12 protein-coding genes and 2 pseudogenes are annotated in these 15,679 nt (G+C 75.2%); 7 read left to right on the top strand and 7 right to left on the bottom strand.

Going from position 1 to position 15,679, the window contains the following annotated elements; all coding sequences use genetic code 11:
* Positions 1-80 precede the first annotated feature (80 nt).
* The 3 genes and pseudogenes from MF672_RS52320 to MF672_RS41300 form a co-directional block, all read left to right on the top strand.
* Positions 81-776 (top strand): annotated as a pseudogene (locus MF672_RS52320) (serine/threonine-protein kinase); the annotation flags it as partial.
* 277 nt (positions 777-1,053) lie between these two features.
* Positions 1,054-3,435 (top strand): annotated as a pseudogene (locus tag MF672_RS41305) (WD40 repeat domain-containing protein); the annotation flags it as partial.
* A gap of 140 nt (positions 3,436-3,575) precedes the next feature.
* Entirely contained in the window at positions 3,576-4,115 is a 540-nt protein-coding gene (locus MF672_RS41300) for a hypothetical protein (protein ID WP_242376530.1), read from the top strand.
* A 220-nt stretch (positions 4,116-4,335) separates the two neighbouring features.
* Here MF672_RS41300 and MF672_RS41295 read toward each other — a convergent pair whose 3' ends face one another.
* Positions 4,336-5,472, bottom strand: a complete 1,137-nt coding sequence (locus MF672_RS41295; protein WP_247815686.1) for a MurR/RpiR family transcriptional regulator — start codon at positions 5,470-5,472, stop codon at positions 4,336-4,338.
* 189 nt (positions 5,473-5,661) lie between these two features.
* Between MF672_RS41295 and MF672_RS41290 the strand changes: the two genes are divergently transcribed.
* The 3 genes from MF672_RS41290 to MF672_RS41280 are packed head-to-tail and all read left to right on the top strand — an operon-like array spanning position 5,662 to position 8,686.
* On the top strand, positions 5,662-7,047 hold the full coding sequence (locus tag MF672_RS41290) for an MFS transporter (RefSeq protein ID WP_242376528.1): 1,386 nt from the start codon (positions 5,662-5,664) through the stop codon (positions 7,045-7,047).
* Positions 7,044-7,478 (top strand): GAF domain-containing protein, encoded by a 435-nt coding sequence (locus MF672_RS41285; protein ID WP_242376527.1) that lies wholly within the window; start codon positions 7,044-7,046, stop codon positions 7,476-7,478. Before MF672_RS41290 ends, MF672_RS41285 begins: the two co-directional genes overlap by 4 nt.
* Positions 7,475-8,686, top strand: a complete 1,212-nt coding sequence (locus MF672_RS41280; protein ID WP_242376526.1) for a metal-dependent hydrolase family protein — start codon at positions 7,475-7,477, stop codon at positions 8,684-8,686. Before MF672_RS41285 ends, MF672_RS41280 begins: the two co-directional genes overlap by 4 nt.
* Positions 8,687-8,728: 42 nt before the next feature.
* Here MF672_RS41280 and MF672_RS41275 read toward each other — a convergent pair whose 3' ends face one another.
* The 4 genes from MF672_RS41275 to MF672_RS41260 form a co-directional block, all read right to left on the bottom strand.
* Complete coding sequence (locus MF672_RS41275) at positions 8,729-9,364, bottom strand: hypothetical protein (protein ID WP_242376525.1); 636 nt, start codon at positions 9,362-9,364, stop codon at positions 8,729-8,731.
* 203 nt (positions 9,365-9,567) lie between these two features.
* A complete protein-coding gene (locus MF672_RS41270; RefSeq protein ID WP_242376524.1) occupies positions 9,568-10,230 on the bottom strand; it encodes a GntR family transcriptional regulator in 663 nt (220 codons plus the stop codon).
* Positions 10,227-11,351 carry a CaiB/BaiF CoA transferase family protein gene (locus MF672_RS41265; RefSeq protein ID WP_242376523.1) on the bottom strand — a complete coding sequence of 375 codons (1,125 nt, stop codon included), beginning with the start codon at positions 11,349-11,351 and terminating at the stop codon, positions 10,227-10,229. The genes MF672_RS41270 and MF672_RS41265 overlap by 4 nt, the downstream gene beginning before the upstream one ends.
* Positions 11,348-12,781 (bottom strand): aldehyde dehydrogenase family protein, encoded by a 1,434-nt coding sequence (locus tag MF672_RS41260; RefSeq protein ID WP_242376522.1) that lies wholly within the window; start codon positions 12,779-12,781, stop codon positions 11,348-11,350. Before MF672_RS41260 ends, MF672_RS41265 begins: the two co-directional genes overlap by 4 nt.
* Before the next feature lie 65 nt (positions 12,782-12,846).
* Here MF672_RS41260 and MF672_RS41255 point away from each other — a divergent pair, with 65 nt between their 5' ends.
* A complete protein-coding gene (locus MF672_RS41255; RefSeq protein WP_242376521.1) occupies positions 12,847-14,010 on the top strand; it encodes an acyl-CoA dehydrogenase family protein in 1,164 nt (387 codons plus the stop codon).
* A gap of 4 nt (positions 14,011-14,014) precedes the next feature.
* Here MF672_RS41255 and MF672_RS41250 read toward each other — a convergent pair whose 3' ends face one another.
* On the bottom strand, positions 14,015-15,082 hold the full coding sequence (locus MF672_RS41250) for a C45 family autoproteolytic acyltransferase/hydrolase (protein ID WP_242376520.1): 1,068 nt from the start codon (positions 15,080-15,082) through the stop codon (positions 14,015-14,017).
* Complete coding sequence (locus tag MF672_RS41245) at positions 15,079-15,675, bottom strand: FMN-binding negative transcriptional regulator (protein WP_242376519.1); 597 nt, start codon at positions 15,673-15,675, stop codon at positions 15,079-15,081. Before MF672_RS41245 ends, MF672_RS41250 begins: the two co-directional genes overlap by 4 nt.
* Positions 15,676-15,679 lie beyond the last annotated feature (4 nt).

The raw sequence follows: 15,679 nt of genomic DNA, 5'->3' as shown, positions 1-15,679 counted from the left end.
ACCACGCGACGGCGGACCGGACGAAGATCGCGAACGATCCCGCCGGATCCGGCGTCCAACCCGGCGTGGTGAAAGCGCTGATGGACGGGGACCCGCGGCGGCTCGGCGAGTACTGGCTGGCCGGCCGTCTCGGGGCGGGCGGCCAGGGGGTCGTGTACGAGGGCTACGACCCGGACGGTGTCCGGGTGGCGGTGAAGGTGCTGCGCGGCGACCCCGCGGGCGAGCCGGAGCTGCGCGCCCGGATGGCCAAGGAGGCGGCGGCGGCGCAGCGGGTGGCGTCGTTCTGCACGGCGCGGGTGCTCGCCGTGGACCTGGAGGGGCCGCGGCCGTACCTCGTCAGCGAGTACGTCGAGGGCCCCAGCCTGCGCGCGGCCCGCCGCGTCCTCGCGGGCGGCGAACTGCACCGGCTGGCCACCGCGATCGCCACCGCCCTCGCCGCCATCCACGACGCGGGCGTGGTCCACCGCGACCTCAAGCCGGACAACGTGCTGCTCGGCCCGGACGGCCCGCGGGTGATCGACTTCGGCGTGGCGCGCACGCTGGACATGCCGCTGACCTCGACCGGGCTGGTGACGGGCACGCCCGGCTACATGGCGCCGGAGGTGTTCTCCGGCGAGCGGGCGGGGCCCGCGGCGGACGTGTTCGCGTGGGGCGGGGTCGTCCTGTACGCCGCCACCGGCCGCGACCCGTTCACCGGGGAGTCGCTGGGCGCGGTGATGCACCAGGTGCTCACGCACGAGCCCGACCTGTCCGTGCTGCCCGCCGCACTGCGCGGCCCGGTGGGCGCGGCGCTGGCCAAGGACCCGGAGCTGCGCCCGCCGGCCAGGGAGCTGCTGCTGGCCTTGGTAAGCGGCGACGGGCACCTGGTCAGGGGCGACCTCGGACGGCTGCTGGAGCTGGGGGCGGGCGACGGGCGGCGGGTGGCGTCGGCCGCCGACGACCCCGCGCTCGGCGTCATCGCCGAGGACGCCTACGCCGCGCTCGCCCCGGCGGACAGGGAGCTGGTGCCGGAGCTGTTCCTGCGCCTGGTGACGGTGACCGACGAGGGCGAGCTGGCGCCGCGCGGAGCTGCCCGAGGGCGCGGACCGGGTGCTGGAGGCGTTCAGGTACGTCGTCTCCGGCGACGACCCGGTGCGGCTGCTGCGGCCCGCGCTGCCCATGGCCTGGCCGCGGCTCCGCCTCTGGATCTCCGCCAACCGCGAGGGCCTGGCCGTGCACCGCCGCATCAGCTCGGCGGCCGGCCGCTGGCAGGAGCACGGCCGCCGGGACGCCGACCTGTTCCACGGCAGCACGCTGGACGCGGCGCTGCGCTGGGCCGCCGCCGACCGCAGGAACATCACGCTCACCCCGGCCGAGCGCGACTTCCTGGAGGCGGGCGCGGCGCTGACCCGGCGGCGGCAGCGCCGTACCCGGCTGATGGCGGGAGCGCTCGCGGTGCTGCTGGTGGTGGCCGTGGTGGCGGGCCTGCTGGCGGTGCGGCAGAGCGCCACGCTGGCCGAGCAGGGCGCGACGCTCGCCGGGCAGCGCGACGCGGCCGACTCGGCCCGGCTGGCGGCCGCCGCGGAGACGGTGCGGGGCCGCGACCCGGTGCTCGGCATGCTGCTGAGCGCGGCGGCCGGGCGCCTGTCCCCCACGGCCGAGGCCCGCTCCAGCCTGCTGGCCTCGGCCGTGGACCCGGCCGAGGCGGCCTTCCACGACCCCGGCACCGGCCCGGGGGTGCTGCGCGCGCTCAGCGCCGACGGCCGCACGCTGGTCAGCGTCAGCCCGGACCAGGTCCGGATCTGGGACGTCGGCGCCGGCCGCCGCACCGGCGGCTTCGCGCTCGACCTGGCGGGCCGGGGGCTGCGGGGGATCGCGCTCAGCGCGGACGGCAAGCTGCTGGCCGTCCTGGACAGGCGGGGCGCCGGGGTGTGGGAGACGGCCACCGGCCGCCCGGCCGGCCGCCGCCTCGCGGTCTCGGCCGAGGTGGAGGGAGGCGTCGCCTTCAGCGCGGACCGGCTGCTGGTGACGGAGGGGCAGGGGCTCACGGTCTGGGACTGGCGCACCGGCCGGCGGACCGCCCTGGCGACGATGGAAGCCACGGCCGTCCACCCGGGCGCCGACTACGCGGTGTCCGGGGCGCGGCGGTGGGCGCTGCCGTCCGGCCGGGAGGAGCGCGGCTTCCCCGGCGTGTGCGCCGACTGCGCCGGCGTCCCCGCCTTCAGCCCGGACGGGCGGCTGCTGGCCCTCGCCGGCCACGACGGGCTCACGGTGTTCGACGCCCGCACCCGCAAGGAGGTCACCGCGTTCCCCGACTGGGAGACGGGGGCGCGGCCGGTGTTCAGCCCGGACGGGCGGCTGCTGGCGGGGTCCGGCGACCGGGTCCGCGTCTACCGGCTGGACGCCGACGAGCCGCTGCTGCTCGACCGCCCGGTCAGCGACCCGGTGGACACGGTCGCCCTCGCCGGCGAGCGGCTGCGTTACCTGAGCGAGGACACCGTCGTCACGCTGCGCCTCAACCTCGCCGGCGAGGACCGGATGGACGACGTGCGGCTGACCTCCGGCGGCACCCTGGCCACCCACGAGGTGGGCGCGGACCGGGTGGTCGTCGGCGGCCACCCGCTGCGGATCGGCCGGTCCGATCCCTACGACGTGGAGCTGTCCCTCGCCGCGGACGGCCGCAGGACGGCGGTGCGGCGCGGCACGGGCTCCGTGGACGTCTACGACGTCGCCACCGGCCGCCGCCTGGCGCACGTCAGGCCCCGATGGGCCGGCGCGTTCGAGGAGAACGCGGCGCGCCTGTCCCCCGCCGGCCTCTGGACGGCGGGCGAGGACGCCTTCACGCTCTGGCGGGTCCCGGGCGGGGAGAGGGTGACGCAGGTCGCCCGGCCGGCGCTGCTCGGCTGGACCGTCACCGCCGGCGGGCGGCTCGTCGGCCTGGACGCGGGCCGGCTGCGGCTGGTCGACCTGCGGACCGGGCAGCCGTTCGGGGCGCGGCTGCCGTTCCCCGCGGAGCCCGGCGCCGTGTGGTTCAGCGGCGACGCGCGGCAGGTCGCGGCCGAGTTCACCGGCAAGATCGGCCTGTGGGACACCTCGACGGGGCGGCAGCTCGGCGGCTGGCTGCGGATGGGCGCGTTCGCGTCCTGGGACGGCCGGTTCTCCGCCGACGGGCGGCTGTTCGCCTTCGCCTCGCAGGACAAGACGCTGTCGCTGTGGGACGTGGCGACGGGCGAGCGGATCGGCCCGGTGATCGGGCTGGGCGACAGCGCGCGGTCGGTGGTGTTCTCGCCGGACGGGGGCGAGGTGTCGGCCGTGGGGCGGGCCGGGCGGGTGACCCGGGTGCCGACGGCGGTCGGGCCGCTGCTGAAGGCGGTGTGCGCGCGGGCCGGGCGGTCGCTGACGGCCGCCGAATGGGCCCGGCACCTGCCCGGCCGGCCGTACCGGAAGGGGTGCTGAGCTGCCCCTGGACGCTGAGGATGGCGGCGGCGCGGGGCCGCGTGACGCGCCGGACCGGATGCTGGCCGCCCGCTGGCTCGCCCGCCCCCGCCGGGTTACGTTGGGCGGAGAGCGTCTACCTGCGAAGGAAGTGGTTCTCCGTGCTCTACCTGTTCGGCTTCGAACGGATCGGCGTGGCCGTGAGCGACATCTACTTCGTCGACCCGAACCCGGGACAGGACCAGGAGGGCGCCGAGCGCGGTGTGCGCCTGGAGCTGCGCAGGCTCAAACAGGGCGAGCTCAGGGGCTCCATCTACTCGGCCCGTCCCATCACCGTGGAGCGCCCGCTGTGGCGGGTCGACCTGCTGGAGTCGGTCTCCGGCACGCCCGGCAGCTTCGACCGCACCCACCACCACCCCGGCATGAACGGCTGGGAGCCGGGGCGGCGGGTGTTCGACCACGCGCTGTCGGGCGAGCCGCTGAAGTGGCTCGGGGAACGGCTCGCGGACCTGGAGGGCGTGCTGAAGGAGGTCGGGGCCGACCCCGGCGAGGCGTCGCCGGCCGACGTGGCGGGGCTGCGGGAACGGGCGCCGGAGATCGTCGAGACGGTGGGGCGGCTGCTCGAGCGCGTCCGCGCCGGCGAGATCGCCGCCCCGGACGACGCCGCCTCCGCCGGCAGCCTCCGCGCCAGCTGGCTCTGACCCCGCCCGCCTCTCCCCCTTCCCCCCACCCGAACGACCCCGCCGGTACCCGTAACACCCTCCGGCCCCTCCGACTGATCGCCCGCCGGGCCTCCACGGTCAGCGCCCACGAACCAGGAGGCCCACGAGGCAGGGGGTCAACGGCTCAAGAGCCCACGGCTCAGGGCCCCACGGCTCAAGGCCCCCCGGCTCAAGAGCCCACGGCTCAAGGCCCCCCGGCTCAGGGGCCGGTGGAGAGAGGGCCGGTGGAGAGAGGGCCGGTGGAGAGAGGGCCGGTGGAGAGAGGGCCGGTGGGTGGGGTGGTGGGTGGAGTGGTGGGGCGGCGGTGGAGGAGGGCGAATTTGGCCCACATGGCCTCGGCGGCCTCGATGGCGGCCCCCGTCCGTGCCGGGTCCACCGCCGCGAGCTGCGTGACCAGCGCCTGCGCGACCGCGATCCCGGCCGTCAGTGACGGGAAGAACGCCTCCCCCTCGGCCGGCACCAGCACCACCTCCTCGGCCGCGGCGGCCAGCGCGGGGCTGGCGGCGTCGGTCAGGGCGAAGACGCGCACGCCCCGCGTCCGGGCCTCGTTGGCGGCCAGCACCGTGCTCTCGTAGAGCCGCCAGAAGCTGATGGCGATGAGCACGTCGCCCTCGCCGATGGCGGCCATGACGTTGGCGAGCTCGGAGTCGCCGCCGGTCACGGCGTGCACGGGGTAGCCGGCGAGCCGGGCGTTGTGCGCGAGGGCCAGGCCGACGGCGGCGTAGCTGCCGTCGGCGACGATCGTGGTGCGGCGGGCGGCGGCGACGGCCTCGGCGATCGTGACCAGGACGCGCTCGTCCAGGCGGCGGTTGAGCAGGGCGAGGCTGTCGAGGTCGCGGCGGAGCGAGCGCGAGCTGGGCGAGCCGCTGCCGCGGTGCTCGGCGGCGACCTGGCCGGCGCTCAGCGAGGACAGGTAGCGGGCGCGCAGCTCCTGTTGCAGGGCGGGCCAGCCGGCGAAGCCGAGCGCCTGGGCGGTGCGGGTGACGGTGGCGACGTTGACGCCGGCGAGCTGGGCGAGCTCCCCCGCCGAGCCGAACGAGGCCCGCCGGGGTTGTGACAGCAGCACCTCCAGCACCGCGGCTGACTTGCCGCGCAGCCCGCGCTCCGGCGTCCGGCCCCGCAGCCAGCCCTCGAAGTCGTCGCCGGCGCCACCGACATCGCCCGCGTCACCGGCGTAACCCACGTCGGCGGCGGCGTCGGCGGCGGCGGCGCTGTGCGCGGTGAACTCGTCGCCCGCGGCGTGTCCGGGCCGGGCGACATCGTCGCCCGCGGCGTGTCCGGGCCGGGCGAGATCGTCGCCCGCGGCGTGCTCCCGCCGGGCGAGACGGCCGGTCACGGCGTTCGCTCCTCGGTCATGCCCCCGCTCACTGCCCTCACTGCTCCCTCTTTCCGATCGGGCCTGCCGGTCATCGTACGCGGTCGTCACACGGAGGAAATGCAAAGACTATTGCAATTCCACAGAATTGCACAGTATGTTGCTGCGCAATCGACCTGCAGGGCCATGACCTGGGGAAAGGTGTGTTCGATGACCTTGTTGGCCCGTCTGGACCGGCTACCGCTGAGCCGTCCGCACTACCTCCTGCTCCTGATCGGCGGACTCGGCTACACCTTCGACGGCATGGACTCGGCGGTGGTGGCGTTCCTGCTGCCGAGCGCCCAGGACGCCTGGGGCCTGTCGAACGGGCAGCTCGGCCTCATCGGCTCCGCGACGCCGTTCGGTTTCCTGTTCGGCGCGACGGCCGCCGGCCTGCTCGGCGACCGCATCGGCCGCAAGCAGGTCATGATGTACGCCCTCGCCTTCTACGCGGCCTTCTCCGTGGTGGCCGCGTTCGCGCCCAACTACGAGGTGTTCCTGGCCAGCCGGGTGCTGGCCGGGGCGGGCGCGGGCGCGGAGAGCGCGATCATCGCGCCGTTCCTGTCGGAGTTCGTGCCCGCCAAGCGGCGCGGCTGGTTCATCGGCGCGCTGGCCGGGTTCTTCTCGTTCGGGTTCGTGCTGGCCGCCCTGATCGGCCGGTTCGTGGTGCCGACCATGGACGACGGCTGGCGGGTGGCACAGCTCATCACCGCGCTGCCGGTCCTCATGCTGCTGTGGTGGCGGCGCTCGCTGCCGGAGTCGCCGCGTTTCCTGCTCCAGCAGGGCAAGGTGGCCGAGGCCGAGGCGGTGGTGGCCGGCCTGGAGCGCCGCGTGGAGCGGGCCACCGGGGAGCCGCTGCCGCCGGTGCCCGACGCCCCGGCCGGCACGGCCGCGGCGCCCGCGAGCGCGCCGAAGGTGAACCTGTTCAGCGCGCTGCGCTTCCTGTGGAGCCCCGTCATGGCCCGGCGCACGGCGGTGATCTGGCTGATCTGGTTCGTGATCACGTTCTCGTACTACGGGTTCTTCTCGTGGATCCCGACGCTGCTCGTGCAGCGCGGCATCACCGTCACCAAGAGCTTCGAGTTCTCGATCATCATCTACCTGGCCCAGATGCCCGGCTACTTCTCGGCGGCCTGGCTGTCGGAGCGGCTGGACCGCAAGAACACCATCGCGATCTACCTGGCGGGCTCGGCGGTCAGCGCGTTCTGGCTGTCGCAGATGGACTCCCCGGCCGCCATCACGCTCGCCGGCGCGGTGTTGTCGTTCTTCCTGAACGGCACGTACGCGGGCGTCTACTCCTACACCCCCGAGGTGTTCCCGACCTGGATCCGCGCCACCGGGACGGGCCTGTCGAGCGCCTTCGGGCGCGTCGGCAGCATCCTGGCCCCGACGATCATCGGCGTGTCGGCCGCCGGCCTCGGCTTCGCAGGGGTGTTCGGGCTGACCACGGCGGTGCTGGTGGCCGGGGTGATCTGCGTGATCGTGTTCGGCCTGGCCACGGCCGGGCGTTCGCTGGAAGAGCTGACCGAACCCGCCACCAAGGAGGCGACGAGATGACGGACGCAACGACGTTCGAGGAGCTGGAGGAGCGCGTGCGCGCCGACGTGGGCGTGCGCCTGTTCACGGTGCTGGCCTGGGTCCCGGAGCGGCGGACGCTGCGCCGGGTGCACACCAGCCACCCGGAGCAGTACCCCGTGGGCGGGGAGAAGAGCGTGGAGGTGGCGCAGGGCTGGCTGGCCACGTGCATCGAGGGGCGCCGGCCGTACCTCGGGGCCGACCGGGCGGCGGTGCGCGAGATCTTCGCCGACCACGAGCTGATCGAGAGCCTGGGCTGCGGCGCGGTCGTCAACGTCCCGGTGCTGGACGGCGACGAGGTGGTCGGCGTGCTCAACCTGCTCGACGCGGAGGGCGCCTACGACGAGAGGTCGGTCGCCGCCGCCGAGGCGCTGGCGCCGCTGGCCGTCGCCGCCGTGCGGGGTGCGCGATGAGCCTGCTGCTGAAGAACGTGCGCGTCCTGGACGTGGCCACCGGCGAGTACGCCGAGGGCGACCTGCGCTGCGCCGACGGCCGCGTCGCCGAGACCGGCCGGGGGCTGCGCGCGCCGGACGGGACCCGGGTGATCGACGGCGCGGGCGCGTACGTGGTGCCGGGCCTCATCGACGCCCACGTGCACGTCACCGCCCACACGGCGGACCTGGGGGCGCTGCCCGCCATGTCCCCGTCGTACGTGACCGCGCACAGCGCCCGCATCATGGGCGAGATGTTGTCGCGCGGCTTCACCACCGTCCGCGACAACTCCGGCGCCGACTTCGGCCTGGCCGACGCCCAGGCCGAGGGGCTGGTACGGGGGCCGCGGCTGCTGTTCTGCGGCAAGGGGCTGAGCCAGACCGGCGGCCACGCCGACTTCCGCGGCCGGGGACAGCACCTGAAGGACGACCACCCGTGCTGCGCGGGCGTCGGCCGGGTGGCCGACGGCGTGGACGCGGTGCGCGAGGCCGCCCGCGACGAGCTGCGCAAGGGCGCCTGCCACATCAAGGTCATGGCCTCGGGCGGCGTCGCCTCGCCGACCGACCGCATCGACTCCACGCAGTACTCGATGGAGGAGCTGCGCGCGATCGTCGAGGAGGCCGAGGCCGCCAACCGGTACGTCGCCGCGCACGCCTACACCGCCCGCGCCGTGAACCGGGCGCTGGAGGCCGGGGTGCGCTCCATCGAGCATGGCAACCTCATCGACGACCGCAGCGTGGAGCTGTTCGTGGAGCGGGGGGCGTTCCTGGTGCCGACGCTGGTGACGTACTGGGCGCTGAAGGAGGAGGGCCGCTCGTTCGGGCTGCCGGAGGCGAGCTGGCGCAAGGTGGACGAGGTGCTGGAGGCCGGGCTGGCCGCGCTGGAGCGGGCCGCGCGGGGCGGGGTCAGGATGGCTTACGGCACCGACCTGCTGGGGGGCATGCACCGGCACCAGAACCACGAGTTCCGGCTGCGGCGGGAGGTGCAGAGCCCGCTCGACGTGCTGCGGGCGGCCACCTCGGGCGCGGCCGAGCTGGTGGGGATGGCGGGCGAGATCGGCACCCTGGACGTGGGCGCGCACGCCGACCTGCTGGTGCTCGGCGCGGACCCGCTGGAGGACGTCGGCGTGCTGGCCGAGCCGGGCCGGCACCTGCGGCACGTGGTGCAGGCGGGCGCCGTGGCCGCCTGAGCCTCCGCGCCCGCCCGTGACGCCCCGGGCCCCTTACTCGGCTCAGTCGTGGGTGAGGGTGCCCCTGGCGGGCGGTGAGGGCTGGTTCACGTACCCCTGGGGGAACTGGGCGGCGATCAGCTCGTAGCTCAGGTCGCCGTCGTCGTCCAGGGTCAGCTTGACGTCGGCCAGCGAGGAGCAGCCGCCGCCGTCGTAGACCGTCTTCAGCCGCAGCACGATCGGGCCGCCGCCGGAGACGAGGTAGAGCATGCCGCGGCAGGTGTCGCCCTGGGCGGAGAACTGGCCGACCATCGACTCCAGCGTGCCTGCGGTGATGGTGAGGTTCGTGCTGTAGGAGCCCTGGAGGGGCGGGAGCCAGTCCACCCGGCCGCTCCAGGAGCCCCGGTAGCCGGCGGGCACGCCGACCGCCGGCTCCTCCTCCGGGGAGGGGGAGGCGGGCGGGTCCGTGGTCTCGGGCGGATCGGTGGTCTCGGGCGGATCCGTGCTCTCGTCGACGAAGGACGGGGACGAGGACGGGGACGGCGGCGGGGCCGGGGTGGGCGTGGGCTCGGGGCCGCCCATCCGGCTGAGGACCACGGGGATGAGTGCGGCCAGGATCGCCGCGCAGGCGCCGATGATCGCGACGACGATCTGGACCCGGTGGTCCTTCTTCTTGGGTTCGACCGGGGGGACTGTCACGTTCCAAACCGCCCGTCTCAAAGACCGCACCAATCATGGAGAACATCCGTTGATGCGTGCTTCGTGTTACTCGCGGGCGAGCAGGAGGCGCGGGCCCGGCGTGGGCCAGGCCGAGCGGCTGGAGCCACGGGTTGCCGGTGCGCCGCTCGTAGGCGGCCTCCGTCGCGAGGCACAGCGGTACGTCACTTGTCGTAGCGGAGCCACTACGGGCCGAGGAGTCCTTCCAGCTCGGCGACCGCGTGCGCGCGGTGCACGTCGAGGGTGGCCACCGCGTCGTCGGCGGAGCGGCGGCGCAGCGCGTCGAGGGTGGCGCGGTGCTCGGTGACCACGCGCTCGCGGTTGCCGCCGTCGCCGTAGTACATCGAGCGGTAGGCGTCGGTGGCGTCCCACAACGTGCGGATGAGGCGGGACAGGCGGGGCATGCCGGCGGCGTCGAAGAGCGTCATGTGGAAGACGCGGTTGGCGGTCGCCATGGCCAGGACGTCGCCGGCCGCCGCGGCGCGCTCGACGTCGAGCTGCGCGGCCTCCAGGCGGGCCAGGCCGTCGTCGTCGAGGCGGGCGACCGCGCGCCGCACCGCCTCCTCCTCCAGCAGCTCACGGATGCGGTAGACCTCGCGCAGGTCGTCGAGGGACAGGGTCTCGACGAAGTAGCCGCGGTGGGCCTCGTACCTGACCAGGCCCTCGCCCTGGAGCGTCTTCAGCGCCTCGCGCAGCGGGACCCGGCTGACCTGCAGCTCCTCGGCCAGCGCGTCCTGGCGGATCGGGGCGCCGGGGCGCAGGCGGCCGGTGGTGATGGCGCGGCGCAGCTCGGCCAGCACGAACTGCTGGGCCGTCGGCGGCCGGCGCCGCGCCTCGTCCCCGATCACCGCCCCAATATCTCACGAACCCATGCCTCGTCCTCCCCGAGGCGGGGCGGGCGGCGGCGGTAGGAGGGCGGCGTGGCCGCCAGCCGGATCGGGTTGGCGACCTGGCCGACGCCGCCGACGTCCACGGCGGGCTCCAGGCCGAGGTCCGCCGCGAGCGCGAAGGCGGCGGCGACGTCGTTGATCGGCCCGCACGGCACGCCCGCCGCGGTGAGCAGTCCGAACCAGTCGTCCGCCGGGCGGCGGCGCAGGGCGGCGGTCAGCTCGGCCACCAGCTCCGCGCGGGCCGCGACGCGGCCGGGGTTGGTCGCGTAGCGGGGGTCGGCGGCCAGGTCGGCGCGGCCGAGCGCCCGGCACAGGGCCTGGAACTGGCGGTCGTTGCCGGCGGCGATCACCAGCGGCCGGTCCGCGGTCTCGAACACCTCGTACGGCACGATGCTCGGATGCCGGTTGCCCATCGCGCGCGGCACGACCCCTGCGGCGGCGTAGGCGGAGGCGTGGTTGGTGAGGGCGGACAGCAGCGACGACAGCAGGGAGACCTCCAGGTGCTGCCCCTCCCCCGTGCGGTCGCGGTGGCGGAGCGCGGCCAGGATGCCGAGCGCGGCGTGCAGGCCGGTGATCACGTCCACCAGCGCCACGCCGGCCTTCGTGCCGGGGCCGTCCGGCTCGCCGGTGACGCTCATGAGGCCGCCGACGGCCTGCGCGATGAGGTCGTAGCCGGGCAGCCCGGCCCCGGCTCCGGAGCCGAAGCCGGTGATCGAGCAGTGCACGAGCCCGGGGTTCAGCTCGCGGAGCGCGTCGTACCCGAGGCCGAGCCGGTCCATCGTGCCGGGGCGGAAGTTCTCCACCACGACGTCGGCGCGGGCGGCCAGCGCCCGCGCCACGTCGGCGTCCGCGCGCAGGTCCAGCGCGATCGAGCGCTTGTTGCGGTTGACGCCCAGGAAGTACGTGGCCTCGCCCCCCGGCCCGTACGGCGGCCCCCAGGCCCGGGTGTCGTCCCCTTCGCCGGGCCGCTCGACCTTGACCACGTCGGCCCCCAGGTCGGCCAGCAGCATGGTGGCGTACGGCCCGGCCAGCACCCGGCTGAAGTCGGCGACCAGCAGCCCGTCCAGCGCGCCGCTCACGCCGGGGCCCCGAGGTAGACGGTGACCGTCCTGGTGAAGAACTCGCGGGCGGCCCGGCCCTGCTCCTTCGGCCCGAACCCGCTCTGCTTGGCGCCGCCGAACGGCACGTGCGGGAACGTCCCGGCCGACTCGGAGTTGACGTGCAGCACGCCGACCTCCAGCCGCTCGACGGCCTTGAGCGCGACGCCGAGGTCGCGGGTGAAGACGGCGGCGGACAGGCCGTGCTCGCTGAGGTTGGCCAGGTTTATGGCCTCCTCGGGGCCGGCGGCGCGCACCGCCCCGACGACCGGGCCGAACAGCTCGGTGTGCCAGAAGTCGACGCCGGTGCCGGGCAGGTCGAGCACGGTCGGCGGGACGAACCAGCCCTCCCCTTCCACGGGGTCGGCCCCGGCGAGAGGCTTGGCGCCCTCCTCGACGGCCCGGCGCACCCCGGCGGTCACCCGGTCGCGGGCGGCGGAGCTGACCAGCGGGCCCATCTCGACGCCCGGCTCCAGCGGGTCGCCGACGACGAGCCGCCGCGCCGCGTCCGCGACCCGTTCGACCAGCTCGCCGGCGACCTGCTCGGCGACGATGAGCCGCGAGGTCGCGGTGCACTTCTGGCCGGTGGAGCGGAACGCGCCGAGCACGACCTGCTCGGCGGCGTGCCCGAGGTCGGCGTCGGCGAGCACGACGGAGGCGTTCTTGCCGCCCGTCTCGGTCTGCACGGGCTTGCCCAGCTCGCCGCAGCGGGCGATGACGGCCCGGCCGACGGCGGTGGAGCCGGTGAAGGAGACCGCGTGCACGCCGGGGTGGTCCACGACGGCGGCGCCGGCCTCGGCCTCGCCGTGCACGAGGTTGAGCACGCCGTCGGGCAGGCCGGCCCCGGTGAGCGCCTGCGCCAGCCGGCAGGCCAGCAGCGGCACCAGCGAGGACGGCTTCCACACGACGGTGTTGCCGTGGCTGAGCGCGGGGCCGATCTTCCAGGCCGGGATGACGATGGGGAAGTTGAACGGGGTGATCATCCCGACGACGCCGACCGGCTTCCGCACCACCAGGACGTTCTCGCCGGCCCGGGGCGAGGCGTAGACCTCCCCGCTCTCCCGGTCGGCCTCCCCTGCGTAGTAGCGCAGTATGCGGGCCGCGCCGCGCACCTCGGCCACCGCCTCGGGCAGCGTCTTGCCCTCCTCGCGGGCCAGCTCCGCGCCCCACGTCTCGGCCTCGCGGTCCACGGTGTCGGCCGCGCCGAGCAGCACGGCCGCGCGGGCGTGGTGCGGGGTGGCGGCCCAGCCGGGCGCGGCGGCGCGGGCGGCGGCGACGGCCCGCTCGACCTCGCGGGCCGAGGCGAACCGGCCGCGCGCCACGATCTCGGCGGGCCGGGCCGGGTTGGCGCGGGCGAACTCGGCGCCCTCGCCCTCGTGCCAGCGGCCGCCGATCAGCTGCAGAACGTCCATGGTCACCGCACCCTAACTGTGTCATATTGGATTTTCAATATTGGATCCAAAATACGGAGGCCAGGATGATCTCGCCCACCGCCCTGTTCGCCCTCGACACCCTGCTCTCCGACGAGGAACGCGAGATCAGGGCCACCGTCAGGAAGCTGTGTGACCGGGAGATCCGCCCGCACGTCGCCACCTGGTTCGAACGCGGCGAGCTGCCCGCCCGCGAGCTGGCCCGCGCCCTCGGCGAGCTCGGCGTGCTCGGCATGCACCTGGACGGCTACGGCTGCGCCGGCATGGGCGCGGTCGCCTACGGCCTGGCCTGCCTGGAGCTGGAGGCCGCCGACTCCGGCCTGCGCAGCCTGGTGTCGGTACAGGGCTCGCTCGCCATGTACGCCATCTGGAAGCACGGCAGCGAGGAGCAGAAGCGCGAATGGCTGCCCCGGATGGCGGCCGGCGAGGCCATCGGCTGCTTCGGCCTCACCGAGCCGGACTTCGGCTCCGACCCGGCCGGCATGCGCACCACGGCCAGGCGCGAGGGCGGCGACTGGGTGCTGAACGGCACCAAGATGTGGATCACCAACGGCTCCGTCGCCGACGTGGCCGTGGTCTGGGCCAGGACCGGCGACGGCATCAGGGGCTTCCTCGTCCCGGCCGGCACCCGGGGCCTCACCGTCAACGACGTCAAGCACAAGGTCTCCCTCCGCGCGAGCGTGACCAGCGAGCTGGTGCTGGACGGCGTCCGGCTGCCCGCCGCGGCGATGCTCCCGGCGGCCCGCGGCCTGTCCGGGCCGCTGAGCTGCCTCAACGAGGCCCGGTTCGGCATCGTGTTCGGCGCCATGGGCGCGGCCCTCGACTGCCTGGAGACGGCCATCGCCTACGCCGGCGAGCGCCAGGTGTTCGCCCGGCCGCTCGCCTCCTACCAGCTCACCCAGGAGAAGCTCGCCGGCATGGCCGTCGAGCTGGGCAAGGGCCTGCTGCTCGCGCTGCATCTCGGCCGGCTGAAGGAGGCCGGCGCGCTCACCCCCGAGCAGGTGAGCGCCGGCAAGCTGAACAACGTGCGCGAGGCCCTGGAGATCGCCAGGACCTGCCGCACCCTGCTCGGCGCGAGCGGGATCACGCTGGAGTACCCGGTGATCCGGCACGCGGTGAACCTGGAGTCGGTGCTCACCTACGAGGGCACCTCGGAGATCCACACGCTGGTGCTGGGCCGGGCGCTGACCGGGATCCCCGCCTTCCACTGACGCCTCAGAACACCTGCCAGGTCTCCTCGGTGACCTGGCAGGGCCCGCCCCTGTGCACCCGCAGCCGCGCCGCGGGCAGGTCGAGCGCGATCGTGGCCAGCGTCTCCCACCGCTGGTCGATCGGCTGGCTCAGGTCGGGGTGAGCGCAGACGGGGGCGTGCTCGGGGCCGTGGCTCAGCATGGCCCTGGCCCGCCCGGTCGGGTCCTCGCCGCCCAGCTCCTCGACGTGCTCGCTGAGGTGCCGCAGCCGCTCGTAGGTGCTGGGCCGGTCGGTGGCGTGCCGCTCCCCCTCCGCGAGCGCCGCGTCGAGGAAGTGGTTGCAGTGCTGCAGGACGCCGTCAGGACCGTTGGGGATGACGGCGACCCCCGCCGGGGAGATCTCGATCGAGGCCGCGGCCCGCCCGGTGACGACGGTGATGACCGTGGAGGCCGAGACCGTGGCCGAGCGGGCGAGCGCGGCGGCCTCCTCGACCGTGGCGGCCTCGTCCAGGATGCGGCGCGCGATCAGGTGCACCGGCACGCCCAGCTCGGCGTGGTCGGAGCGGTGGCGCAGGATGTTGAAGTGCACGCCCAGCCCGGCCGTGCTCACCCCGATCTTGGCCAGCACCCCGGCCTCGGTGAACGTGCGCACCACGTGGCCGGGGAACGGCTCCAGCTCCCACAGCATGGGCGCCTCGCGCAGGTGGTCGTGCCAGTCCCAGGTCTGCACGGTGCGCGGCGCGGCCCCGCCGCCGGGCAGCACGACGGAGGTCGAGCACTCCCCCTCGCCGGTCGCCGCCACCGCCGCCAGGATCTCGGTGCGGGCGTTGACGGCGGCGACCTGCCAGGGCTCCAGGCCGGCGCCGGCGGCGATGCCGGCCAGCTCCTCGGCCAGCCGCGGCGACCAGGCGGCGCTGCGTTCCAGCGCCCGCTCGCCCCACGCCCGGACCTGCGGCGGGGACGCCCCGGCGGCGGCGAACAGGTCGCCGTAACCGGCCAGGTTGGCGGTGATGGCCGCGCGCCGGGCGGTGCCGAGCTCCTTGCCGCGGGCGCGGGGGTCGAGTTGGGTGGAGGCGAACGCGGGGAAGGTCATGAACGGTCCATCAGGTCGGCGAGCCCGGGGTTGTCGGCGGCGAACGCCTCGCGCACGCGCGCGTACCGCTCCGCGTCGAGGTCCTGGCTCAGCTTGAACATGCTCTGCTCGGTGCGTACCCGCACCCGGAAGGCCACTACCCCGGGCAGCAGCGCCCGGAACCTCTCCCTGGAGGCCGGCGTGGGCGTCCAGGCCGGGTCGCGCGGCGCCTCCAGGGCGGCGACCGTGCGCTCGACCACGTCGAGGGCGTCCTCGGCCAGCTCGACCCGGCCGGTGGCGTGCACCGCCGCGTAGTCCCAGGTGGGGACGGCCGGGTCGGTGGCGTACACGGTGGGCGAGACGTAGCCGTGCGGGCCCGAGAAGACCACCAGCACGTCGGGCGAGGACGCGAACGAGCGCCAGTGCGGGTTGGCGCGGGCCATGTGGCCGAGCAGCGTGCCGCCCTCGACGGCGTCCCCCTCCAGGATCACGGGGGCGTGCGTGGCCACGGGGACGCCGTCCACGGCGCTGACGACCAGCGCGAACGGGTTGCTCCTGACCAGCTCGGCGGCCTGCTCGGGGCGGGCCGCGGCGTACCGCGGGAAGACGTGCACGCCG

Origin of the sequence: Actinomadura luzonensis, from assembly GCF_022664455.2 — a bacterium.
In the GTDB taxonomy this organism is placed as follows: domain Bacteria; phylum Actinomycetota; class Actinomycetes; order Streptosporangiales; family Streptosporangiaceae; genus Nonomuraea; species Nonomuraea luzonensis.
The sequence above is the reverse complement of the archived record's forward strand: the minus strand, read 5'-3'. Positions and strand labels throughout refer to the sequence as shown.